Annotated in this window: 17 protein-coding genes and 1 tRNA gene; 8 read left to right on the forward strand and 10 right to left on the reverse strand. The window is 70.4% G+C overall.

Features of this window, described 5'->3' with window-relative positions; translation table 11 throughout:
- Position 1 precedes the first annotated feature (1 nt).
- Complete coding sequence (locus ACZ3OF_RS02230) at positions 2-1,267, forward strand: acyltransferase family protein (protein ID WP_467302177.1); 1,266 nt, start codon at positions 2-4, stop codon at positions 1,265-1,267.
- Between the two features lie 219 nt (positions 1,268-1,486).
- On the opposite strand, the gene ACZ3OF_RS02235 is transcribed toward ACZ3OF_RS02230, so the two are convergent.
- The 7 genes from ACZ3OF_RS02235 to ACZ3OF_RS02265 all read right to left on the reverse strand — a co-directional run bounded on the left by ACZ3OF_RS02235 (position 1,487) and on the right by ACZ3OF_RS02265 (position 6,783).
- Complete coding sequence (locus tag ACZ3OF_RS02235) at positions 1,487-1,927, reverse strand: hypothetical protein (RefSeq protein ID WP_361666734.1); 441 nt, start codon at positions 1,925-1,927, stop codon at positions 1,487-1,489.
- Positions 1,928-1,969: 42 nt separating this feature from the next.
- The gene (locus ACZ3OF_RS02240; protein ID WP_467302179.1) at positions 1,970-3,205 is read right to left on the reverse strand and encodes a mannosyltransferase family protein; all 1,236 of its coding nucleotides are present in this window, start codon (positions 3,203-3,205) and stop codon (positions 1,970-1,972) included.
- A 141-nt stretch (positions 3,206-3,346) separates the two neighbouring features.
- Positions 3,347-3,757, reverse strand: a complete 411-nt coding sequence (locus tag ACZ3OF_RS02245; protein WP_361666731.1) for a hypothetical protein — start codon at positions 3,755-3,757, stop codon at positions 3,347-3,349.
- Entirely contained in the window at positions 3,750-4,247 is a 498-nt protein-coding gene (locus ACZ3OF_RS02250; RefSeq protein ID WP_361666729.1) for a SigE family RNA polymerase sigma factor, read from the reverse strand. Before ACZ3OF_RS02250 ends, ACZ3OF_RS02245 begins: the two co-directional genes overlap by 8 nt.
- A gap of 234 nt (positions 4,248-4,481) precedes the next feature.
- Positions 4,482-5,318 (reverse strand): alpha/beta fold hydrolase, encoded by an 837-nt coding sequence (locus tag ACZ3OF_RS02255; protein ID WP_467302181.1) that lies wholly within the window; start codon positions 5,316-5,318, stop codon positions 4,482-4,484.
- 147 nt (positions 5,319-5,465) lie between these two features.
- A complete protein-coding gene (locus ACZ3OF_RS02260; RefSeq protein ID WP_361666726.1) occupies positions 5,466-5,810 on the reverse strand; it encodes a GNAT family N-acetyltransferase in 345 nt (114 codons plus the stop codon).
- Positions 5,811-5,859: 49 nt separating this feature from the next.
- The gene (locus tag ACZ3OF_RS02265) at positions 5,860-6,783 is read right to left on the reverse strand and encodes a pirin family protein (protein WP_361666725.1); all 924 of its coding nucleotides are present in this window, start codon (positions 6,781-6,783) and stop codon (positions 5,860-5,862) included.
- 106 nt (positions 6,784-6,889) lie between these two features.
- On the opposite strand from ACZ3OF_RS02265, the gene ACZ3OF_RS02270 reads away from it, so the two are divergent.
- Positions 6,890-7,387, forward strand: coding sequence for a carboxymuconolactone decarboxylase family protein (locus ACZ3OF_RS02270; protein ID WP_467302810.1), 498 nt, complete (start codon positions 6,890-6,892; stop codon positions 7,385-7,387).
- Here the strand turns inward: ACZ3OF_RS02270 and ACZ3OF_RS02275 are convergent.
- Positions 7,377-8,108 (reverse strand): YoaK family protein, encoded by a 732-nt coding sequence (locus ACZ3OF_RS02275; RefSeq protein WP_361666724.1) that lies wholly within the window; start codon positions 8,106-8,108, stop codon positions 7,377-7,379. The genes ACZ3OF_RS02270 and ACZ3OF_RS02275 overlap by 11 nt on opposite strands.
- A 221-nt stretch (positions 8,109-8,329) precedes the next feature.
- Entirely contained in the window at positions 8,330-8,770 is a 441-nt protein-coding gene (locus ACZ3OF_RS02280; protein WP_467302184.1) for an MmpS family transport accessory protein, read from the reverse strand.
- Between the two features lie 1,335 nt (positions 8,771-10,105).
- Between ACZ3OF_RS02280 and ACZ3OF_RS02285 the strand changes: the two genes are divergently transcribed.
- The 4 genes from ACZ3OF_RS02285 to ACZ3OF_RS02300 all read left to right on the forward strand — a co-directional run bounded on the left by ACZ3OF_RS02285 (position 10,106) and on the right by ACZ3OF_RS02300 (position 21,384).
- Entirely contained in the window at positions 10,106-17,761 is a 7,656-nt protein-coding gene (locus ACZ3OF_RS02285) for a golvesin C-terminal-like domain-containing protein (RefSeq protein WP_467302812.1), read from the forward strand.
- 34 nt (positions 17,762-17,795) lie between these two features.
- A complete protein-coding gene (locus ACZ3OF_RS02290) occupies positions 17,796-18,389 on the forward strand; it encodes a hypothetical protein (protein WP_361666721.1) in 594 nt (197 codons plus the stop codon).
- Positions 18,390-18,615: 226 nt separating this feature from the next.
- The gene (locus ACZ3OF_RS02295) at positions 18,616-20,436 is read left to right on the forward strand and encodes an ABC transporter ATP-binding protein (RefSeq protein WP_361666719.1); all 1,821 of its coding nucleotides are present in this window, start codon (positions 18,616-18,618) and stop codon (positions 20,434-20,436) included.
- Between the two features lie 105 nt (positions 20,437-20,541).
- The gene (locus ACZ3OF_RS02300; RefSeq protein ID WP_361666717.1) at positions 20,542-21,384 is read left to right on the forward strand and encodes a hypothetical protein; all 843 of its coding nucleotides are present in this window, start codon (positions 20,542-20,544) and stop codon (positions 21,382-21,384) included.
- Positions 21,385-21,438: 54 nt separating this feature from the next.
- Here ACZ3OF_RS02300 and ACZ3OF_RS02305 read toward each other — a convergent pair.
- Positions 21,439-21,514 (reverse strand) — tRNA-Trp (locus tag ACZ3OF_RS02305).
- A 105-nt stretch (positions 21,515-21,619) separates the two neighbouring features.
- Between ACZ3OF_RS02305 and ACZ3OF_RS02310 the strand changes: the two genes are divergently transcribed.
- The gene (locus ACZ3OF_RS02310) at positions 21,620-23,026 is read left to right on the forward strand and encodes a vWA domain-containing protein (RefSeq protein ID WP_467302814.1); all 1,407 of its coding nucleotides are present in this window, start codon (positions 21,620-21,622) and stop codon (positions 23,024-23,026) included.
- On the forward strand, positions 23,023-24,867 hold the full coding sequence (locus tag ACZ3OF_RS02315) for an AAA family ATPase (protein WP_361666715.1): 1,845 nt from the start codon (positions 23,023-23,025) through the stop codon (positions 24,865-24,867). The genes ACZ3OF_RS02310 and ACZ3OF_RS02315 overlap by 4 nt, the downstream gene beginning before the upstream one ends.
- Positions 24,868-24,869 lie beyond the last annotated feature (2 nt).

A 24,869-nucleotide genomic window follows, 5' to 3' on the forward strand; every position in this document is an offset into this window, starting at 1 on the left:
CATGACCGCATCCTTCGAGTTCGGGGGCACCCAGGAAACCCTCCGGCTGCGCGTCCCCGCCGTTCTGCGACGGGAACCGGAGCGGGAGCCGGAGGCGCACCCCACGGCACCGTCCAGGGCCAGGGGCGGCCGAGACCGCTATTTCGACCTGCTGCGTGCCCTGGCGCTGGTTCGCGTGGTGTTCTACCACAACTTCGGCTGGTTCTGGCTGCCCGTCGTCTTCCCGTCCATGGGCGTGATGTTCGCGCTGGCCGGGGCGCTGATGGCCCGTTCGCTGAGCCGGCCCGCCCTCGGCGTCATCCGGGGCCGCCTGCGCCGACTGCTGCCGCCGATGTGGCTGTTCGGCGCGATCCTGCTCACCGCCCAGCTTCTCGACGGCGGAGGGCCCGACGCCGAGGGGCACCCCAACTGGTGGTGGGGCAAGCTGCTGTTCTGGATCCTGCCGCTGAGTACTCCGCCGTACGCCGACTCGCTGAACGGTTTCGACCATCTTGTGGGGCAGGGCTGGGCGGTGCAGGTCGTCGTCCCGCTCTGGTATCTCCGCGCGTACCTCTGGTTCGTCCTGCTGTCACCGTTGATGCTGTGGGCGCTGCGCCGGATGCCGGTGGTGACGCTGTCCGTGCCGCTCGTGCTGTCGATCGTCATGAACACGTTCTTCATCGACCAGGAGTTCCTCTACGGCCGGGTCTGGGAGACCGTCAGCGACTTCGCCACCTTCGGCTCCTGCTGGATCCTCGGCATGGCTCACCAGGAGGGCCTGCTCAGGAAGATCCCGCAGTACGTCGTGCCGTCCGTCGCGCCGCTGATCATGGTGGCCGGCTGGTGGTACCTGCAGACCCGGCCGGTCGATCCGACCGTGCCGACCGACATCGAGAGCTGGCCGATAGCCCAGGCCCTGTGGTCCTTCGGCTTCGTCGCGCTCCTGCTCCACGTCAGTCCCTCCTGGGAACAGTGGCCCCGACCGCTGGAACGCTGGAACGGCCTGATCAGTCTGCTCAACACACGCGCGGTCAGCGTCTACCTCTGGCACCAGGCCGCGTTGGTGGCCGCCATCCCGCTGATCGACCCCCTCTGGTCCGTCGGCTTCTTCTACGAGCACTTCCAGTGGCTGCTGACCAGCCAGTGGTTCCCGCTGATGGTGGCGATCCCACTGACCGGACTGCTGGTGCTGACCTTCGGCTGGGTCGAGGACCTGGCCGCGAAGCGCCCTCCGCGGCTCTTCCCGTACCCGCGCCGCGTGCGGGGCAGGCGCCGGGCCGGCGCCTGACGCGGGCCGTCCGATGCGCGGACGCGCCAGGACAGCAGTGACCCGCGCCACCGATTCTCCGACACGGTCACGGCCTTCGAAGTGGCCGTGGCCGCCGTCCCGCACGTGCTTCAGGCGCAGCGCCTGACCTCCACCCTCGTCATGAAGAACGTCATCGACGACCGCCCCCTGCCCGATTGGTCGCGGGATGGGCCTCGCCCGGTGACGGCCGGCGCGGAACTACCGTTCGGCGGTGGTGGGTTCCTGCGGGGGGCGTCGGAGTGCGCGGAGCGCGAAGGCGGACCAGGCGGCTGCCGCGATCAGGGCGACGGCGGCCATGCCGACGAGGAGGGGCGCCTCCGGGCGCCAGCCCAGGGAGAGGCGGGTGCCCAGGTAGGTGAGGGCCGCCGCGACACGGCCGGGGGCGTAGACGGGGACCTTGGCGGCGGCGGCGCGCAGGACGGTCGCCGTCGCGAGGCCCGTCGCGGCCCAGGCCGTCAGGTACGGCGTGAGTTCACCGGGAGCGGCGGCCGGGAGTCCGTACCGTTCGGGTCCGATGCGGAACGACGATGTGGCCCAACCCAGCGCCAGCGCGGCGGCGGTGATGCCGGCCACCCACAGCGCGTGGCGCCAGAACGGCCCGGGGCGCACGGTCTCTTCGTCGTTGTCGTAGAACTCCATCACGTCCCCAAGGACGTGATGGAGCGGTCGAGGGTTGCTCGGTCAGCCGGCCCAACGCCCTGTCAGATACGTGAGGGCGAACACCGTCGACAGGGGCGTGACCAGGCAGTAGTACGCGGTCCTGAAACGCGGGGAACGCAGGCTCCACGCGGCGAGCGTGACCCACAGCGGCCACCACAGGAGGGTCGCCCGGGGGATGGAGGTGTACCAGTAGGACGTGCCAAGGGCCCAGAGGCTGAGGACGATGTAGGCGGCTTCGGGCCGGCGGCGGCGACGTATCAGCAGGGCCGCCAGGGCGAGTCCGATGAGCATCGTGAGGAGTTCGGCCTGGAACATGAAGGCGTAGCCGGTGGTCTGGACGTGGCCGAACGCGGACTCCCAGGTGGTGCTCCAGGCCTCCCAGGGTGCGTGGAACCGGCGGTACCACCCGCGTTCCTGGGCGTGTTTCCAGGCCATCCAGTCGCCGGTGTGGGCGTGCAGGTACCAGGCGTAGAGGACCGCGGGCACGGCGGGCAGGGCCAGCCAGGGCAGCCGTCCCCAGTCGGTGCGGGTGCGGGCGGTCAGGACGAAGTGCAGCGCCAGGGCGGCCGCGAGGAAGAGACCGCTGATGCGTACGGTCGTGGCCAGGGCGGCCAGTGTGGCGGCGAGGGGCCAGTTGCGGCGGTGGGCGGCGAGCCAGGCGGGGAGGGCGAGGGCGAGGAAGAGCGACTCGCTGTAGCCCGCGGCGAGGAAGACCGCGCACGGCGAGAGGAGCAGGAGCTGTACCGTCCGGCGGCCGGCCTTCGCGTCGGGCAGGTACAGCCGCGCGACCCGCGCGAGCGCCAGTACGGCGATGCCTCCGGCGACGAACGAGATCAGCAGCCCCGCCGCGGTCCAGTGCGGAACGACGATGTGTACCGCCCGCAGGGCGAGCGGGAAGCCAGGGAAGAACGCCTCGCGGTTGTCCCAGTCGGCGTTCCACGGACCGTCTCCCGCGGGGAAGTAGCCGTCGCGCGCCACGTTCAGGAAGTGCCCCCAGTCCCATCGCTCGAAGGGGGCGAGGGCGGGGCCCGGGTCGCGGGTGTCGGCGTCTGCGGGGAAGATCCACCGCGCGCAGTAGGCGGTCGTCCAGAGGGCTGTGCGGGTCAGCAGGTAGAGCCAGAGGACGTCCCGGTCCTCGGCGCTCAGCCGCAGACGACCGGTGCCCGAGCCGGCGCGGCCGGGGCTCGGTTCCGGGGTGGTGCGGGGGAGGGCGAGCGGCGGCGTCTCTTCCCGCGACCTCGGGGATATCACAGACATATCGGACTTTCGTGGGTGTGAGAAGGCATGGGGGATCGCGCGACGGCGGCGCGTCGCGGGAAGAGGTGGCGGAGGTCAGACGGCGGAGGTCAGTGCGGGCATAGCGGGCCGCAGGGCGAAGGGGCCAGGGGGCGGTGGAGGTCAGGGCGGCGTGGTGGTCGTCCGCCCCGACGGCCATGTCGCGGAGGTCGACGGGTCGCCCGGGGTGCCCTCGCCGGTGGGAGAGGTCGGCGACGTCGAGCTGGTCGCCGGCGGCCGGGTCGTCTCCCCGGGCGACGGCGGTTGGGCCGGAGGGCTGGGGCTGGGGCTCGGGCTGGTGGCCGGGCCGACGGGCGTCGGGCCGTCCGACAGGAGAGCGGCCGCGGTCACCCCGCCACCGGCGAAGAGCAGGCACGCGGCCCCGGCGGCGACCGCGAGGCGGCGCCGGTGCACGCGCCTGGCGCGTTCGGCGATACGCGCGACCGGTACGGCACGGGATCGGGACTGCCCGGAGGCGGCGGCCTGCCGGAACAGCTCGCGAAGGGGGTCCTGGGGTTCCTGGGGATCAAGCACCGGGGTCCTCCTCGACGTTCCGGGGCTGCAGACGATCGGCGAGCGCGACCCGGCCGCGGACCAGGTGCGTCTTGACGGTGCTGGCGGACTGTCCCGTCTCGCCGGCGATCTGTTCGACGCTCAGGTCGCACAGGTAGTGCAGCGTCACCGTGCGCCGCTGCTGGGCGGGCAGGTCACGCAGCGCCTCGATGAGCACCACATGCTCGGGGCCGGGGCCCTCGACCGGTGGTGGAGCGCCGGCGCGGTCCCAGGCGTCCGACGCGCGCCGGCGGAAACGCCAGCGGCTCACGGCGAGCCGCCAGGCGACGGTACGGATCCACGCCTCCGGCTGCCCGTCGCGATCGAGCTGCCGCCGCCGGCTCCAGCCCTTGACGAACGCCTCCTGCACGACGTCCTGAGCCTCGTGCAGATCGCCCAGCATCACGTACAGCTGCCCTGTGAGTCGCGCGACCGCCTGCTCGTAGAACGCCTCGAACTCCTCAACGGTCAACACTCACTCCCGGATCTTTCGCTTCACCCCGCATACGCCTGGCACCAGGCGTCCGGTTGACACGGGCCACGAATCACCAGAGTGACGGTGATCACGGAACCGAACGGGGCCGACACGCGTCGCCCCGGCGGAGCGCACGAAAGGCCGCTCTCCCTCAGGGGAGAGCGGCCTTTCGTGTGTCCGGGGGCGCGGGGGCCCAGCGGCGGGCGGGGGTGGACCCGGACTGGAGTGACGCTACTTCGCCAGGAAGGCGAGGAGCGCCTTGTTGACCTCCTCCGCGTGGGTCCAGAGCAGGCCGTGCGGGGCGCCCTCGATCTCGATGTACTCGGCTGCCGGGAGGGCCTTGTGGAAGGGGCGCCCGGTGCCCTCGACGGGAAGGATGCGGTCGCCCGTCCCGTGCAGGATCAGGGCGGGGACGTCGATGGCCGGGATGTCGGCGCGGAAGTCGGTGTACCAGGTGGAGGGCGCCGCCGACGCGGCGAAGGAGCCACCGAGGGCCGCGGTGTTCCAGCTGTTGCGGACGGCCTCCTCGCTGATGCGGGTGCCCAGGTTCTCGTCGAGGTTGTAGAAGTCCTTGAAGAACGCGGTGTAGTACGCGTAGCGGTCCCCCTTGACGGCCGCGACGATGCCGTCGAAGAACTCCTTCGGCGCGACCCCGCCCGGGTTGTCGTCGGTCTTGAGCAGGCAGGGCTCGAGCGAGGCCAGGAAGGCGACCTTGGCGATGCGCGCCGAGCCGTACCTGGCCACGTACCGGGCGACCTCGCCGGTGCCCATCGAGAAGCCGACCAGGACCGTGTCTGTCAGGTCCAGGGTCTCCAGGACGGTGTTCAGGTCGGCCGCGAAGGTGTCGTAGTCGTAGCCGGTGGTGGGCTGGGAGGACCGGCCGAAGCCACGGCGGTCGTACGTGATCACCCGGTGTCCGGCGCCGAGGAGTGCGGCGCTCTGGCGCTCCCACGAGTGGCCGTCGAGGGGGAAGCCATGGATGAGGACGACCGGCTGACCGGTGCCGTGGTCCTCGTAGTAGAGATCGATGGAGGTGGAGTTCTCCTGGCCCACGGTGATGTGCGGCATGGATGTGCGTTCCTTCGCTCGGTGGTACGGACGGCCTGATGCCAAGTCAGCCGTACCCGCGCCGGTGGTCCTCTATTGCCCTGTCACCCGCCTGGAAGTGCCCTGCCGGGCCGAGCCGGACCCTCGCGACGCGGCCGGTCGGGCGAGTCAGTGGCGGGCCAGTTCCCCCTCCAGCCACTGGAGGAGCTCAGGCGTCACCGGGTCGGTGATGTCGGCGAACTCCTCGTGCTTCTTGAGGAACTTCGCCACGTACGGGCAGACCGGCACGATCCGCATTCCGGCGGCCCGTACGTCGGTCAGCGCCTGCTCGACGAGGATCGAGGCGAGCCCCCGGCCGGCGTAGGCGTCGTCGATCTCGGTGTGGAAGAAGACCCGCCGGTCGCCGCGGTCGCGGTACGCCGTGAGGCCGGCGTGCTCGTCGTCGACCAGGATCTCGTAGCGGTGCCGGGGGTCGACACGCCGGACGACGGGGGTGGTGTCCTGCTCGCTCATGATGTGCCTTTCGGGGGTCCGGACATGACGGAGGTCAGGGGGCGGGGGATCAGGCGCGGGGCGGGTTTCCGCGCGGGGTGAGTGCGGCGTTGGGCAGGGCGGGGGCGGGGAGGCGGTCGCCGGGGTAACCGTCGACGTGGCCGAAGCGTGCGGAGGCGTGCTCCCACTCCTCCCTGGCCGCGACGATCTCCTGGTGGCTGCGGCCGATGAAGTTCCACCACATGACGATCTCCTCGTCGAACGGCGTTCCGCCGAGGAGGACCGCCCGCGCGCGGTGGTCGGACTCGTTCGTCAGGGTCAGCGTGGTGTGTCCCGTGCCGGCGTAGCCCAGTTCGGCCGGGCTCAGCAGGGTTCCCGCGAGGCGGACGGCACCTTCGTCGACGAGGAGGCCGTGCTCGAAGGCCGGATCGACGGTCAGCGTGACCGTGGCGCCGGCGTCGATGAGGAGTTCGGCGCCGAGGAGCGGGGTGAAGGTGGGCACCGGGGAGGTCTCGCCGGCGAGCGAGCCGAGGAAGACCCGGAGTTCGGCGCCCTCCAGCCGCACCGGCTTCGGGGCGTGGTGCCGGAAGTCGCGGTCGGCGTGGCGGTGTTCGTCGGGCAGCGCCACCCAGAGCTGCACCCCGTGGAGGACGGTCGTACCGGGCGTGGAGACCTCGGAGTGGCTGATGCCGTGCCCGCCGGTCATGAGGTTCAGTTCCCCGGGCCGTACGAGCGCGTGGCTGCCCAGGCTGTCGCGGTGCTCGATCTCCCCGCTGAAGAGCCAGCTCACCGTCTGCAGTCCGGTGTGCGGGTGGGGAGCGACGTCCATGCCCCCGGACTCAGCGACCTCGTCGGGGCCGTAGTGGTCGGCGAAGCACCACGCCCCGATCAGCGTCCGGGACCGCTGGGGGAGTGTGCGCCGTACGGTCATGGCGCGCGGGCCGCCCAGGGGGACGTCCCGTGCGGAGAGGACCTCTATCGCCGTGTCGCCCATGCCCGACCCCTCTCATGTAGTTTCGTTTTCAACAATCATGGACGATAATAGCGCTCACACCCGTGACGCGCACGGGTCGGCGGCGAAGGAGCGAGCGGTGAGCGACATGGCGCAGGTCCCCACGGGCAGGCGGGTCTACCTCGACAAGCAGAGCCCGGCGGCCTACCAGGCGCTGGTCCGGACGGCCGAGACCGTCCGCGCGACGGCCGCTGAGGCGGGCCTCGACCGCGTCCTCGTGGAGCTGGTCAACCTCCGCGTGTCGCAGATCAACGGCTGTGCCTCCTGCCTGGATGTCCACACGAGGGCCGCGCTCCGGGCCGGCGAGACGCCCCGCCGTCTCGGTGTGCTCGCCGCCTGGCGGGACACCGAGCTCTTCACCGCGCGGGAGCGCGCGGCCCTCGCCCTGGCGGAGGCCACGACCGACCCCGCCGACGCCTTCGCGCAGGAACGGGCCTACGAAGCGGCCCGCGAGGTCCTCGACGACGACGAGCTGTCCGCGGTGATCTGGGTGGCTATCACCATCAACGCGTTCAACCGCGTCTCGATCCTGAGCAAGCATCCCGTACGGGAGGCGGCGCTTCCCGTACGGGAAGCTATGGCCTGATCCAGGATGCGTCGGTGGCCGACAGCCGTCTGATGGCCAGCGCGGTGACCAGCAACAGCGCCAGCGTCACCGCCAGGCCGAGGGCGAGCCGCCCGACCTGGAGGAGCAGCGCGCCCACCAGGGCGCCGAGGAACATGGCCAGCACGGACAGCAACCGGCGGCCCGGTCGGGGCGCGGTTCCGCCGGCCGCGGTGGAGTCCGCGGCCAGTCCGGTCAGCGTCTGCGTCAGCACGGTCGTGGTCAGGCCCGGGACACCGAGCCGCCGGGCGACCGCGGTCTGAAGCCCCATGGCGACGCCGAGCGTCACGATCAGGGCGTACTGGACCGGCTCGCTCACCTTGTCCCGCGCCACGACCGCGGTGACGAGCGCCGCGGCGACGAGCAGCGCCTGCAGGGCGGTGCCCGCGGCGAGCAGTCGCCCGCGGTGCGCCGTGAACCGGCTGCCGAAGCGGCCGCCGGCCACCGCGCCGGCGAGGAACGCCGCCGTCGCCGTGAGGGAGGCGGGCGCGGAGAAGCCCTCGGCGCCCGCCAGGGCGAAGCCCAGGAACACCACGTTGCCGGTCATGTTGGCCACGAAGACATGCCCGAGCCCCAGATAGCTCACCGCGTCCACCAGGCCGGTCACCACCGTCAGCGTGAGCAGGAGCGGCGGCAACGGCCCGTGCCGGTCGCCCTTCGGCGGGACCAGCGTGTGGGCCGCGTCGACCAGCAGCTTGCGCATCCTCGGATGCTCCTTCCGGGCGGAGGGGCGGTCCAGCACGCCGGGCCGACGGCAAAGGCGGCCACGGAGACCCGCACGGGCCAGGGGGTGGCCCGAGAACATGATCCACCGGCCGGCGCCCGGGACCGGTGAGCGCCGGCACGGTCGGCCGACCGCGCCTGACGCCGTGCCACCCGACCGGGGCGAGCCCCCCGACTCGCCCCGATGGTCGTCCGCTGCCGTCACTTCCCGGCCGGCGCCGCTCCCGTACACGTGCTGCGGCCGAACGCGCCCGACGCTGTGGCGCGTTGGACGTGGCGGCCGTCGACGGTGAGGGCACAGCTCGCGCTGCCGCCGCGTTCGCCGAGGGCGATGTTCACGAGCGGCGCGGCGCCCCGCGGTACGTCCACGGTCTTGCGCCACGGCAACCGGGCGCCCCGGACGGACTCCGCCCGGTCGCCGTCGCCCCCGCCCCGGTAGGTGATGTCGGCGGTGCCCTCGCCGAGTACTTCGTATGTCACGCCGACCGTCTCCGTCGCGGCCCGCCGCGGCGCCCGGTCCTCGCCGCCACCGGCGAATCCGTACGCGACGAGCGCCGCGCACCCGAGCAACAGCGCGGCGGCGACGGCGATCCCCGTGCGGTCCGGCACTTCCGGATTCGGCGATTCTTCTGTGCTTGCCATGGGTCCGCGCTCTCGGTCGATGGGAATTCGGCAGGGTTATACACCATCCGAATCGAGGAATACCAGGGCGCGGAGATATCGGGCGAACGGCCTCCTTCCGACCCCCGTTCCGGCTTCGTCCAGCCCCTGTCACCTCGTCAAATGTCCCAATTCTGAAGTCGGTTGACAGTGCAGTCGGCGTTTGATTAGAAAGCCTCCCGCCAAGACCGGAGCGGGTCTCGTTCGGCGTGCCCGGAATTGCTCCGTTCGAGGTCAGTGCGACCGACGACGGAAGTACCCGCGCCGGCGCACCTGTGCGCCCTTTTCGCGTGCGTGCGAGAGGGCGCGGATGAAGGGATTGGCGTGAAAGTGAGATTCGGGCGGGCAATAGCCTGCCTTGTGGCTTCGGCGGTCACCGTCTCCGTAGTCCCGAACGTGGCTTATGCCGCGCCGGTTTCGGACGGTGGGGGCGAGGGTGTTTTCGACACCCTCAAGGGGTGGTTCTCCGACGAGGACGAAGGCGAGGCCGGCCGGCCGGCACAGCCGTCGACCGGTGGCACTCCCGCCCTCCCGACCCGCGAGTCGCTGCCGAAGGGCAAGGCGGCCCCGAAGGCGAAGCGTGTCGCGGAGCTGACGGGCAGACGCACGGCCAACGCACGGTACTGGCAGCTCTCCGACGGCCGGGTGCAGGCCGAGGTGTCGGCCGTGCCGACGGGGTACCGCGCGGGGAAGTCGTGGCGGGACATCGACCCGACGGTCCGCGCGACGGACGCCGGCGGATTCACCTTCGGCAACACGACCAACGCGGCCCGCAGCTGGTTCGGCTCCGACGCGCGCCGTCTGCTGAAGTTCGAGACCGGGGACGGGCACGCGGTGACGCTCGGCCTGGAGGGCGCGGGCAGGCTCGCGCCGACGGCCGAGGGCAGCACCGTCACCTACAAGGACGCGGTGGCGGGCGCCGACCTGTCGTACGAGGTCGGTCCCGGGCGGGTCAAGGAGAACATCGTCCTGGACGAACGGCCCACCGGGCCGGTCTCGTTCACCTTCACCCTCGACTCCGGCGGCCTCACGCCGAAGGCGGGCGAGGACGGCTCGGTCCGCTTCTACGGCGAGGGCGCCGAACCCGTCCTGGTGATCCCGGCCGCGTTCATGACGGACGCGAAGAAGGACGCCACCTCGCCGTACGGGTTCGCCTACAGCGACAAGGTCGCCCAGAAGCTCTCCCGGGACGGCAAGGGCTGGAAGCTGACCGTCACCCCGGACGCGAAGTGGCTGGCCGCCGAGGAGCGGCAGTATCCGGTCACGGTCGATCCGACGCTGGCGATCGCCCCGACGCCGACGACCGCCCAGGATGTGATGATCTCCTCGGACGGTCCCACGACGAACTACGACGACAACTGGCGTCTGTCGGTCGGCAACACCAGCACCGGCTCCTCACGCGCCCTCGTCAAGTTCCCGCTGGGCAGCATCCCCGCGGGCACCAAGCTGGACTCCGCCGATCTGCGGCTCTACTACGACCAGACGCACACCGCGGGCGACACCGAGGTGCAACTGGAGGCACACCGGGCCACGCAGGCCTGGACCGAGGCCCAGGCGACCTGGAGCAACGCCAACGCGATCACGGGCGAACTGTCGGGCACAGCCGTCGTGGTCGACGACGGCGACACCGGCCGCACCGCGGCCGTCGGCGCCTGGCCCGCCTCCGGGAACACGGCGTTCACGCAGTACGCGGTGAACCAGGACTACCTGTACAACAAGGACTCGGTCGCCGGTGACACGTACACCTGGCAGCCGAGCCTCCCCGAGGACGGCACCTACCAGGTCGAGGCGCACTACGTGCCCGCCTCTGACCGGGCCACCACCGCCCCGTACACCGTCACCTACGACGGCGGCAGCAAGGCGTACACCGTCAACCAGCAGTCCGGCACGGCCGGCGTGTGGAAGACGCTCGGGTCCCACCCCTTCAAGGCCGGCACCCTCGGCAAGATCGTCCTGGGCGACGGTCCCGCGTCGACGGCCACCTCGGTGATCGCGGACGCCGTCCGGTTCACCAAGGGCGGCGTGGTCACCAAGAAGCCGGGCGAGCAGAACACCTGGCACTCCTTCCCGGTGACCAGGACCGTCCAGTCCTGGGTCGACGGCACGAACGCCAACCACGGCTTCGTCGTCAAGGCCGGCGACGAGAGCGCCGGCGGCCCCAAGGGCGGCCCGCGGTACGAGGGAAGCGAGTTCGCCTACGCCGGCGAGACCGCCAACTACCCGCGGCTCGTGCTGACCTTCGGCCGCCAGGGCGTCGACCTCGCGGCACCGACGACGATCCACGACACGGGCGCCGAGCTGAACTGGTCCGCGTACCAGGACCGGGACCCGCTGAACACGGGCGACGACCTCGCCGAGTACCAGGTCCACCGCTCCGTCTTCCAGACCTTCACGCCCTCCGCCTCGACGCTCGTCTCGCCGATCACGGCAGGTGTGACGTCGTTCACCGACACCACGGCGGTCCCGACCAAGGCGGACGACGCCGACCCGTTCGGGCGCGCGTACTACTACATGGTCGCGGTGAAGACGAAGGACGGGCAGCTCGTCCCCGCGCCGACCCAGCTCGTGCGGCTGCCGAAGGCCGGCCGGACGACGAAGGTCTTCGAGGCGTCCCAGGACACCACGCTGTCCTCGACGCAGTCCACCGCCCCGCACGACAGCATCGACGACGGCGGCCCGCAGACCTGGGTCTCGGTCGGCAACAACTCGGCGACGTACGGCAAGACCCGCGCCGTCCTGAAGTTCCCGCCCCTCGGCATCCCCGCGACCGCCCGGGTGCTGGACGCCGACGTGCGTCTCTGGGGCACGCAGACCACCACGGACAGTCCGGGCGCGGTCTACGAACTCCGCCCGCTCACCCGCGACTTCGACGAGACCGCCACCTGGGTCAAGGCGAACGCCACGACGAACTGGACCAGCCAGGGCGGTGACTTCGGCGCCACGGTGTCCGACACCGGCGCGATGAGCAACGACCCGGCCCGCCACGACTGGAACGTCACCTCGCTCGCCCAGTCCTGGGTGACGACGCCCGCGTCCCAGAAGGGCGTGGTCGTCAAGACGGCCGACGAGACCGTCTCGCAGGAGCGGACGCTGTTCCTCTCCTCCGAGGGCGCCGAGCAGCGGCTCCGCCCGAAGTTCGTGGTCACCTACGTCGACTCCACCACCGAGTCGACCTACTACGCGCCGCAGACGCCGGCCCGGATGACCCCGAACACCACCTACACGGTCGACTTCACGCTCACCAACACCACCGCCGCCACCTGGAAGGCGCTCGACCAGGTCCTCACGTACCGGTGGACCCTGCCCGACGGCACGGACGTCACGGGAGGCGGCAACCAGATCCAGACCGCCCTGCCCCGGGACGTCGCACCGGGTGACTCGGTCACCCTCCAGGCGCAGGTGAAGACCCCGATCAACTCGGACTCGGGCAACAAGCGCACCGACTACGCGCTGACCTGGGACGTCTTCGACAAGACGGCCGGCACCTGGGCGTCGGGCACGGCCGGGATCCCCGGGCTGAAGCAGAACGTGGCGGTCGAGGACCCCACGTCCAACGAGCTCGGCCTGGAGAAGTTCTACTTCTTCTCCGGCAAGAACACCGGCGCCGGCTCGACCGTCATGAACAACGCGGCGGCCGGCAACAGCGTCTGGTCCTACAACGCGTTCTCCAACCCGGGCCGCGGGCTGAACACCTTCGTCCGGTTCTCCTACAACTCCCTGGACACCTCGGACACCGTGCTCGGTCACGGCTGGTCCGGCCAGGCGGCGGGACCCATCCGCCTCGGAGCGCCGCTGGAGTTCCACCCCAAGCCGCACCCGACCGAGATCAGGCTCCCGGACGGCGACGGCACGACCCATGTCTTCAGCAAGCAGCCGGACGGCTCGTGGAAGGCCCCGGCCGGCGTCCACTACAAGGTCACGCCCAAGCCGGGCCTGGACTGCACCCCGGAGAAGGACCCGATCACGGACGCCTGGACGCTCACGCGCCCGGACGGCACCCGGTTCCTGTTCGGCTGCGACGGCTACATGACGTCGGTCGTCGACCGGAACGGCAACACGCAGACCTACACGTACGAGGAACGCAAGTCCAACAACAAGCCCACCAAGTTCCTCAGCTACATCACCGACCCGGTCGGCCGGCAGACGCTGAGCGTCGCGTACTACGGCAAGGCCGACACCAGCAGCCCCAAGATCATCGACCACGTCAAATCGATGACGGACATCTCGGGGCGCAAGCTCGCCTTCGAGTACTCCGACAAGGGTCTGCTCACCAAGCTCACCGACGGCGCGGGCTCGTCCCAGCCGAAGGTGTTCGGCTTCGAGTACGACGCCACGCAGGGCAACAAGAACGTCAAGCTGGTCAAGGTCACCGACCCGCGCGGGAACGCCACCTCGCTGGAGTACAACTTCCCGCGCACCGGCGACGACCCGAAGTACCACTGGTGGACCAAGTCGATCACCGACCGTCAGCAGGGTACGACCTCCTTCACCTACGCCCCTGACGCCGTCAACGACAAGTTCACCGACACCCGGGTCACCGACGCCGAGAACCGCGTCACCGCCTATGTGACGGACGACTTCGGCCGTCCGGTGCGGACCACCGACGCCAAGTCCCAGGTCGGCAAGCTCGCCTGGGACGCCGACAACAACGTCGTCCTCCTGGAAGAGGCCAACGGCGCCAGGACGGTGTCGTGCTACGACCAGAAGACCGGTTATCCGCTCTGGAAGCGGGGCGCGGAGAGCAACAAGGGCGGCATCCCGGCGCCGAGCGACTGCGCACCCGGCGTCTACCCGGCCGGCGCGCAGAAGTTCCAGTACCAGACGCGCCTGGACGGCTTCGCCACCGACCTCTACCGCAAGACGTCCCCGGAGGGCCGCACCTGGGAGTTCGGCTACGACACCTTCGGCAACGTCACGAGGGTCACCGACCCCAAGGGCGTGGCCTCGGCGACCGCCGGCGACTACACCACCACCCACGCCTACGACGCCCACGGCCAGCCCGTCCGGACGGTCGACGCCAACGGCAACCCGACCACCTTCACCGAGTTCGGGCCCACCGGCTACCCGGCGAAGACGACGGACGCGCTGAACCGCACCACGCAGGCCGCCTACGACGTGCGTGGTCTGGTCACCGAGGTCACGGACGCGCTGGGCAAGAAGACCACGCAGACGTACGACACGTACGGGCGTCCGCTGGTCAGCACGGTCCCCAAGAACCAGGCCGCGGGCGAACTGATCACCACCCCGGCACCGGTCTACGACGCCAACGACAACGTCACGCTCGTCACCGCTCCGCACGGCGCGGTCTCCACGGCCGTGTACGACGCCAGTGACCAGATCACCTCGGCGACCGCGCCCAAGGACTCGCCGACCGCGCCCGAGCGCCGGACGGCCTACACCTACGACAGGACCGGTCACCTCAGGACGACGACCGAGCCGAAGGGCACCGCGACCACCGCGGACCCCAACGACTACGTCACGACCAACACCTACGACGAGATCTACCAGCTCAGCTCCGTGGTGAACGCGGCGGGCCACAAGATCTCCTACGAGTACGACAACGTCGGCAACCCGGTCACGGTCATCGACCCGCGCCGGAACGCGACCCCGGACACGACCGACTACTCCGCCAAGACGGTGTACGACCTCGACCACCGGGCCGTCACGAGCATCGACGCGCTGGGCAGGACCACCTCGCGCACGTACGACAAGGACTCGCTCGTCGTCGCGTCCAAGGACGCCGAGGGCAACGAGACCCTGGTCGACTACGACGAGCGGGGCAAGCAGGTCGAGGTCAAGGTCCCGCACACGGGAACCGCGCCGAACATCACGTACCGGACGACCACGTACGAGTACGACCAGGTCGGCAACGCCACCAAGGTCACCACTCCGCGCGGCACGGCCACGGCGAACCCCGACGACTTCGCCGCCCGGACCGAGTACGACGCCCTGAACCGTCCGGTCAAGCAGTTCCAGCCGTACGACCCGGCGGACGCCCGCTACAACAGCCCGAACGTCTACACCCAGACGTTCTACGACGAGGTGGGCCGGGTCTCCAGGACCTCGCTGCCGCCGTCGGAGGGCCAGACGGTCCGCAACGACACCCGCTACACCTACTTCGACAACGGCTGGGCCAAGTCGTCCACCGACCCGTGGGACATCGTCACCACCTACGACTACAACGAGATCGGTCAGCAGACCTCGCGGACGCTGACCTCGGCGGGTGGCTCCTCCAGCCGCACCATGGGCTGGTCGTACCACCCCAACGGCACGCTCAAGTCGAAGACCGACGACGGCGTTCCGGTGGGCAGCGCGGTCCCGCTCGTCGACAACTCCGACGTCCAGCACACCACCTCCACCGGCACCTGGGCCAAGGGGAGCCTGACCGGCGAGCAGGGCTACGACCACCAGGTCCACGCCGCGGGCGCCGGGACGGACGCGTTCACCTGGACGCTGAACATCCCCAGGAACGGGACCTACACGGCCTACGTCAAGTTCCCGCAGGTCTCGGGCGCGGCGACGAACGCCAAGTACACCGTCACGCACGCCGCCGGAACCACGGACAAGACGATCAGCCAGGCCACCGGAGGCGGTGCCTGGGTCAGCCTCGGCTCGTTCACGTTCACGCAGGGCGACGCGGCCAAGCTCCAGCTGTTCCAGAACAGCGGCGGCGCGGTCGTCGCGGACGGCGTGAAGCTGGTGCGCGACACCTCCGGTGACACCGACACCGAGAAGCACACCTTCACGTACGCGTACGACGCCAACGGCAACATGGAGTCGATCGCCGACACCTCGTCCGGCACCCGGGTCGACGCCTACAAGATGGCCTACACGGAGCTGAACCAGGTCCGGCAGGTCACCGAGGAGCTGGCCGGCCAGGAGAAGAAGACCACCTCCTACACGTACGACATCAACAGCCGGCCGGACACGGTCACCCACCCCGAGCAGTTCGCGAAGTACAGCTACGACCTGCGCGAGCTGGTCAAGACGGTCTCCGTGGGCACCTCCGCCACGGACCCGACGCCCAACGTCTCGTCGTTCACCTACACCGACCGCGGTGTGGTCCAGCGTGAGACCAAGCCCAACGGCAACACCGTCGACAACACGTACTACCTCGACGGGGCGGTGAAGTCCCAGACGGAGAAGAAGCCGAACGGGACCCTGGTCTCCTCGCACTCCTACGCCTACGACGCCAACGGCAACAAGGCGCAGGACGTCGCGAAGAAGATGAACGCCGACAACCACGCGGCGTACCTCGACTCCACCACCGACTACACCTACGACCCGGTCGAGCGGCTCGCCAAGTCGGTCAAGACCGGCAACGGCGCCAACACCGAGACGTTCGTCCACGACGACAACGCCAACGTCATCAGCCAGTCGGACAAGGCGTCGTCCGCGACGTACACCTACGACCGCAACCGGCTGCTGAGGTCCTCGACCTCGGGCGTCACGTCCTCCTTCACCTACGACCCCTTCGGACGCCAGGAGTCCGTCTCCAGCGGCGGGCAGATCGTGTCGCGGAGCGTGTACGACGGCTTCGACCACGTCGTCGAGTCGCAGCAGCGCGACGCCGGCGGCGCGATGAAGTCGACGACCTACACCTTCGACCCGCTGGACCGGACGGTCTCCAAGACGGCCGAGGGCAAGACCACCACGTTCAACTACCTCGGTCTCTCCAACGAGGTGCTGAACGAGGAGGTCGCCGGCAAGCTGACCAAGTCCTACGAGTACAGCCCGTGGGGACAGCGGCTCTCCCAGGTCACGCACAACAGCGACGGGACGACCGAGGACGCGTACTACGGCTACAACAGCCACACCGACGTCGAGACGCTGACCGACAAGAACGGGGACACCAAGGCCACCTACGGCTACACCGCCTACGGCAGCGAGGACAAGAGCGAGTTCACCGGCATCGACAAGCCCGACGCCGGGGACCCGACGAAGCAGGAGTACAACCACTACCGCTTCAACGCCAAGCGGTGGGACGCCCAGTCCGGCACGTACGACATGGGCTTCCGGGACTACTCCCCGGGCCTGAACCGCTTCACGACGCGGGACCTGTACAACGGCGCCCTCGCCGACATGGGGCTCGGCGTCGACACCCTCACCGGCAACCGCTACGCCTTCACCGGTGGCAACCCCATCAGCAACGTGGAGGTCGACGGGCACTTCGTCTGGGCGCTCGCCGCGATCCCGGTGGTCGCCGCCGCCGTGGTGCTCGTCGCCGCGGTCGTCATCGTGGCGGCCGTGGTCGCGGTCGTGGAGGAGGCCGCCGACCGCATCGAGGAGGCCATCGACGAGGCGGCCGAGGAGGACACCCCGGCGCCCAAGCCCACGCCTCAGCCGCAGCCGAAGCCGCGTGGCACCGACGGCGGTGACGACGACGACAACGACGGCAAGTGCGGCTGGGTCAGGCACGGTGACGTGGACAAGGCCAACGGCAGCCGCGCCACCGGCGTCTCCGCCTGCCTGAACAAGTCCTACCTCGCCGAGAACAAGGGCACCAAGACGGACACGTCGAAGGTGACGCCTCCCGGCTACCGGTGGGCGCAGCGCACGGCCGGCTTCCTCGGGGCGCACCCGGTGGAGCAGAACATCAACGCCTGCCACCTCCTCGGCAAGCAGCTGAGCGGCTCGGGCACCGATCTGAACAACCTGGCGACGTGCGCGCGCGGTGCCAACGACTGGCAGACCGGCTCCCAGCAGGGCGACAACAACATGAAGAACTACGAGAACCAGGTCGCGGCGGCCGTCGCGGCGGGGCAGGACGTCCTGTACCAGGTGACCCCGACCTACAGTGGCCGCAGGACCGTTCCGCTCGGGTTCAAGATCACCGCGTACGGTACGAACCCGGACGGGTCCGCGGGGATCAGGATCGACACCTTCGTGTCGAACACCCTCGCCGGCCGGAACCTCGGCATGTTCAACGACCAGAACACCGGCCGACAGATACCGACCGGATCGATGGAGTGAGGGCCGGATCCATGCGGAACGAGAGGAGAGGAGAGTGACGCAGGTGGCCGAATGGGACGAGCTTCGGCGACTCATGCCGCCTCCGGCCGAGAGCGGGACGTCGGTCGACTGGAGCCGGATGAGCGAGTCGTGGGGCAGGGAGTTCCCGCCCGACTACCGGCAGTTCATCGAGGCGTACGGCGCCGGGACGATCCAGGGCTGCCTGGTGATCCAGCTGCCCGAGTACAAGGGTGCCGAGCCGGCGTCGCCGTACGGGGGCATGCTCCTGGAGACGGCGAACGCGGAGGGTGCCTGGGCGAGGGAGAAGAAGTCTCCCGAGCTGGCGGGCGCGGACCCGGTGCTGATCACCTGGGGTGTCGACGCGAGCTCCGACCTGCTGTGCTGGGACGCCTCGGGCGACGACCCCGGCGCCTGGCCGGTCCTGGTGCGCAACCGGGACGACGACCTGTGGCGGCGCTACGACTGCGGGATGGTCGAGTTCCTCGCGCGCGTCCTGCGCGGGGAGTTCGACGAGTGCCCGCTCGGTGACCTCTCCCTGTGGGGGAGGCAGTCCGCGCTCTTCCTGGGCGAGGGCGAGCAGAAGCGCCTCTGGCAGGAGGGCGTGGACCCCTGGGAAGGCAAGAGGTAGCCCGGGAAGGGAAGAGAGGGGCCCGATCGGGGCCTTCTGATCGCTTCCCGGTGTGAGCGAGGCTCCCGGCCACCCCGTGCGTGTCGTACGACATGTCACGGGGAGGCGCGGGAGCCTCGTCCGTCTCCGGCTCCCGCGTGCGCGGAGAAAACACGTGGACCGCGCACGTGCCGACACGGAAGACTGACGTTTTGTCACCTGTCGGTCCGAGAGCACAGGGTTCGAGATGGGATCACCTGAAACGTCCGAAGGGTTACCGAGCAAGGGCTCGGTGCTCCTCGCGCTCCGCTACTACGGAAGGGAGCTGTCCCGGCTCCGGTGGATGACCGTGCCGGCCATGCTGCTGCCCGCGCTCGGCAACATCGGCATCTTCTACATCGCGCCCCTGATCGTCGCCAAGCTCGTCGGCCGGATCGCCGGGGACGGCGACGCGGCCGCCGGAATCGGCCCGATGCTGCCGTACGTCCTCGGCTTCGCCGGCGTCCTGCTGCTCGCGGAGGCCTTGTGGCGTATCGGACTGCACTGTCTGAACCGCCTCGACGCCCGCGGCATCGAGCACCTGTACGTGATCGGCATGGACGAGCTGTACGCCAAGGACGCCGCCTTCTTCCACGACAACTTCGCCGGATCGCTGACCAAACGGGTCCTGAGCTTCGCCTCCCGCTTCGAGGAGTTCGTCGACACGCTCACGTTCTCCGTCATGGGCAGCTTCGTACCGCTGGTCTTCGCCTCGGTGGTGCTCTGGCAGTACGACCCTCTGCTCGTGGTCGGCCTCCTCACGCTGATCACCGTCACGGCGGTCTGCGTGACGCCCCTGATCCGTCGCCGCCAGGCGCTGGTCGCCCGGCGCGAGCAGGCCATCGCCCGGGTCTCCGGCCATGTCGCCGACAGCCTGATGAACATGGACACGGTCCGGTCGTTCGCCGCCGAGGACCGCGAGGCCGCCGAGCACCGGTCCCGCGTCGCCGAGTCGCGGCGGCTCACGCTGCGGTCCTGGGACTACGGCAATCTGCGCATCGACACACTCGTCGCGCCGATGTCCGTACTGACCAACCTGCTGGGGCTGCTGCTCGCGCTCTCCCTCGGCGCGGGACAGCACGGCGTCGAGGCGGTCATCGTCGCCTTCACGTACTACGCCAACGCGACCCGGATCATGTTCGAGTTCAACCAGATCTACCGCCGCCTGGAGAGCTCGATGACGGAGGCGGCGCAGTTCACCGAACTGCTCCTCGAACCGCCGAGCGTACGGGACCCCTCGTCCCCGGAGCCGCTCCTGCCCCAGGGCGCCGACGTGCGCTTCGAGCAGGTGACCTTCGCCCACGCGGGGGCCGAGCCGCTCTTCGAGGACCTCGACCTGGACGTGCCCGGCGGGGCGAAGATCGGCTTCGTCGGCCGGTCCGGCGGAGGCAAGACCACGCTCACCCGGCTGCTGCTGCGGATGTCGGACATCGACGGCGGCCGGATCATGATCGGAGGCCAGGACATCAGCCGGCTGCGCCAGGCCGAACTGCGCAGCCTGATCGCGTACGTACCGCAGGACCCGGCGATGTTCCACCGCACGCTGCGGGAGAACATCGCGTTCGCCCGGCCGGGCGCCACGGAGGCCGAGATCCGCCGCGCCGCCGAGGCGGCGCACGTCACGGAGTTCGCCGACGCGCTCCCCGAGGGCTTCGACACCATGGTGGGCGAGCGGGGGGTGAAGCTGTCGGGCGGTCAGCGCCAGCGGGTCGCCCTCGCCCGGGCGATCCTGCGCGACGCGCCGATCCTGCTGCTCGACGAGGCCACCAGCGCCCTGGACTCCGAGAGCGAGATCCTGGTCCAGGACGCGCTGTGGAAGCTCATGGCGGGACGCACGGCGCTCGTGGTGGCGCACCGGCTCAGCACGGTCGCCACCATGGACCGGCTCGTCGTCCTCGACCGCGGCCGGATCGTCGAGCAGGGCACGCACCAGGAGCTGCTGGCCTTCGGCGGTGCCTACGCGAAGCTCTGGCAGCACCAGTCGGGCGGCTTCCTCGACGACACCCCCGCGCAGGCCGACCTGCACTGAACCCGGAGCACCGCTCCTCGGGCCGCGTCCTCGATTCCCGTACTCTTTGCCAGTCTTGGCATGATCGGGGCGGACGCGGCCCGAGGAACACGAGAGGTCGGGGCCATGCATCATGACCGCACGCTGGACGGCGCACTGGACGTGCTCGTCTCGCTGGCCGACATGGACGACGCCGGGCGGATACGGGAGCGGATCGGAGTCGCGGAGCGGCCGGGGACGACCGACCCCCGGCGCTGGCTCGCCACCAGGCAGATCGCCTCCACCGACCCGCGCGCCTCCACCTGGCTGTGGATGCTGGAGGAGGACAACCCCGAGATCAACGAGATCGTGGTCCTCCTCGACAGCGGCCTCCATGGAGCGCTGGAGCTGGCGGTCCTCAACGGCGAGCCCTTCGGACCCGACGCGCACCGCCGGGTGCCGGTGACGAAGGCGCTGGCCGACCGGCCCCGACCGGAGGCGGTGAAGCGGCTGCCCGAGGAGGAACTGGTCCCCGCCCTCCGGTCGGTGACGACCATGCGCCTTGGCCGCCGGGCCGCGAGGGCGGTCGCCCGCGACGACTGGCCGCGGGTCGTCGAGGCGGACAGCGCGGACCCGTTGCCCGGGTACGCCCGGTGGGCGCTCGCGCTGCGGCCCGACTGCCCCACGGAGCTGCGGAAGCGGTTCTCCGACCACCCGAGCTACGCCCACCGGATGCGCACGGCCGGCATCGTCGAGAGCCCGGCCGCCTACGTACAGGAGTGGCGCACCGCCCACACGGTCCTGGCCACACTGGACACCGGCCGATGGGCCTTTCCCACCCGGCTTCGGGAGGCCGAGGACGTGCTGCGGCCCCTGGTGCGCGGCTCGTTGGGGGCGAATGTCGAGGCCTGGGCCGTACTCGCGCAACTGCTGCCGACCTTCACCGGTACCGTCCCGGAGCTGATCGTGACCGCGGGCGCCATCGCCTGAGGCGCCCCGAGGAGGAGGCGCCGCCCGGAGAGCGGACCGGGTCTCGGAACGGGGGGCGGGGCGGCTGGAGTCGAACCAGCGTGTCCCGGTTCTGGAGACCGGTGCGTCTGCCTCTGCGCTACGGCCCCGCCTTGTGGCCGATCCTAGAGCACATGCCCGCGGCCGAAACAGCTTCGCCCGCTGTCGCCGTCGCCTGATAGCAATGGACCAGCACCAAGGGAGTGACGGGGGAGACATGGCGTACGGGGAGCGCGGGGGACGGCCCCGCCATGTGGTCGATCTGACGGACCGGCGCGCTCTGGAGCGGTGGCGGCCCGCCGACGAGGCGGTGATCGCGGAGGCACGGCGGCTGAAGGAGGCCGCGCTGCTCGACTTCGGGCTCTCCGGTTCGGCCGTGGCCTCCTGGCTGTACGCCAAGTGCCGCCACCAGATACCGACCACGGCGGTGGACACGGCGGCGGTGGTGGCGAGCGGCGACGGGACCTGTCTGCTCGTCTACAACCCGGAGTTCTTCGTCTCCCTCGGGCTCGACGGCGTCGCGTTCGTCCTCTTCCACGAGGCGCGGCACCTGATCCACCGGCATCTGTTCGTCGAGCCGGAGCTGCGGAGCGATCCGGTGTTCACCCTGGCCGCCGAGGTCTCCATCAACCATGTGGCGATGGTGCGCCTCGGCGCGCGCGAGCTGCCGACGCGCGACGGCGTACCGGTGGGCGTGAACCCGCGCGAGATCCACGCCACCTACCGTGAGGACCTGCGTGCACACGGCCTGGAGCCCGTGGAGTACCGGGAGTTCATCGCCACGGACATGTCGGTGTACGGAGAGCTGAAACGGATGGCGCACCCGCCCGTTCCGGCGCCGGCGCTGTGCGCCAGGCTCTCCCACGACGCGATACCCACCGACCAGGAGACCGTCGACACCCTCGCCTCCTCCGTGCTCCTCAACGCGCTGCTCGCGGCGCGCCGGGGCCACGCCGTGGCCGAGGCGGAGCTCGGCGACCTGATGGACCGCACGGACGGAGCCTCCGACCGGGTGACCCGGATGTGGGGCCGGCTCGGCGCGGGGCTGCTGCGCGGACAGACACCCCGTACGGGACGGGTGGACTGGTGGCAGCGCTGGCTGGTGGACGTCGTCGCGTCGAAGCTGCGCGACGGCGAGCGGCTGGTGTACCCGAAGAAGCGGGGCGCGCTGCTCGCGGCGCTCGGCCTCGACCCGATGCTGTCGCGGCGCGGCCCGGTGCGCGACAAGGTCCTCGTCATCGCGTACGACACCTCGGGATCGATGCCGGACCATGTCGTCGACTGGCTCACCGAACTGGTCGGCGGGATCGACGGGGTGGAGGCCCACTGGCTCTCCTTCGACGCCGTCGTGATGCCGTTCCGCCCCGGCGAGCGGGTCTTCGGCGGCGGAGGCACGAGCTTCCAGGTCGTCGCCGACTACGTGGAAGGGCGCACGCTCGTCGACGGCCGGCCCTTCGAGGAGACCCCGGACGCCGTGGTGATGCTCACCGACGGGTACGCACCCCCGATCACGCCGGCCGAGCCCGACAAGTGGATCTGGCTCATCACCGAGGGCGGCGACGACTGGCCCGACTCCCACACACCCGCGATGGCCTGCCATCGCGTCACGACAGGATCGACATGACCGCGCTCCCCACCGCCGCTCCGTGGCGGCCCAACGCCACCTACCCGCAGCCGCCGGAGGGCTGGACGGGGGTGTCGCGCCTCGAGGGCTTCATCGACGCGATGATCGACATGGGCCAGACCGGCCAGGTCTTCGGCGAGCACGGCATCGGCAAGACGGCGACGTTCTTCTCGCACGTCGCGGAGGCCTACCCGGACGCCGAGCTGGTCTTCGTCCCGGCCGCCAACCTCACCCCGGACGACCTGCTCGCCAACGCTCCCGTACGGGACGAGGAGACCGGGAGGCTCGTGCTGCGGCAGCTGGTGATGAGCCAGCTGAAGCCGGGGAAGCCGTTCGTGCTGCTCATCGACGACTCGCTGCAGGCGGGGGAGTCGATCCAGTCGCAGCTCATGCAGATCGCCTGCAACTGGACGCTCGGCGGCTACGACCTCCGGGCGCTCGGCTGCATCGGTGTCTTCCTCACCGACAACGAGTCGCTCGCCGAGACCGCGGCCCGCCGCAGCGACCTGGCCATCCTGGACCGGATGGTCACGGTTCGGATCACCGCCAACGACACGGCCTGGCGGTTCAAGCTGGCGGCGAAGTACCGCGGGTGGGACCTCGGCGGGGTGTTCTCCCTGTGGGCGTCGCTGAGCCCCGGTCTGCGGGAGCTGCTCTCGCCCCGCACCCTGGACCACATCCTCGCCAACGCGCAGGAGGGCTTTCCGCTGAGCTGGGGGCTGCCCCTGGTCAACGGGGAGCGGCTGCGCCTCGCCGAGCCGCGCCCCGACGGCAGCCCCGGCCCCAACAGGACCCAGGAGATCCTCGACCGGATCGCGCAGACGCTCGGCGTCCCGAACCCGGCGCGGATCGCCGACCCCGTGCGCACCGTCGTGCGGGCGGCCCTGCGCAACCGGTGGACCGTGCTGCTCCAGGGCCCGCCCGGCTGCGGCAAGACCGAACTCGTCCGGCAGACGGTCCGGGAGGGCATGGGCGGGCGGGAGCCGCTGTACTTCTCGCTGCCCGTCACGAACGTCGAGGACCTCTGCGCCCCCATCCCGACCCCGGACGGCTCGCTGGACAATCTGCTGGCCGCCGCGTTCACCGGCACGGAGCCGAAGGCGATCGTCTGGGACGAGTACAACCGCCCCAAGGACAAGGCGGCCTTCGCCAAGCTCATGGAGATCACCCAGGAGTGGTCCCTGGCCGGCCGGCAGATCGAGGGGCTGCGGGCCCAGATCGCGGTGCAGAACCCGCCGTACCATCTGGGCCGCAAGCTCCTCGTGGCGCGGAACAACATCGCCCAGGCGACGCGCTTCACGGCCTCGCTGACCGTTCAGCCCGGGGACATCCCGGCCAACGAGTGGCTGATCGAGACGTACGGTCCGGTGGCCGAGACCGTGCTCGAGTGGTGGAAGCACGACATCGACGACGACGGCCGTGCCTGGATCACGAAGCGGACCATCGAGCGGCTGGTCAAGCTCCATCAGCGGGGGCTGCCCCTGGAGATGGGGACGGTCTATCTGGGGGACGGCGAGTACGCCCCGGTGTCGCTGACCGGTCTCGTCGAGCGGCTGAACAACCGGCCGGTGACGGGGCTGCGGGAGATGGCCCGGCAGGTGGAGGCGTGGGAGACGCGGCTCCGGCGTGCGGCGGACGAGTCCTCCGAGGGCGGTGACGACAGCGACGTGGTGCACCAGGTCATCGCCAACGCCGAGCTGTCGCAGCTGAAGAAGCACCGCAAGGCCGTGACCCGGCTGGTCGCGCTGCTGCCTCCGAAGCTGCGGTCGACCTATCTGGTCGGAGCTTCGGAGGAGCATCAGCGCTTCTGGATCGAGGTGTTCGCCGCGATGCCGCGGTGACA

It is taken from the genome of Streptomyces sp. NPDC022552, assembly GCF_055561875.1.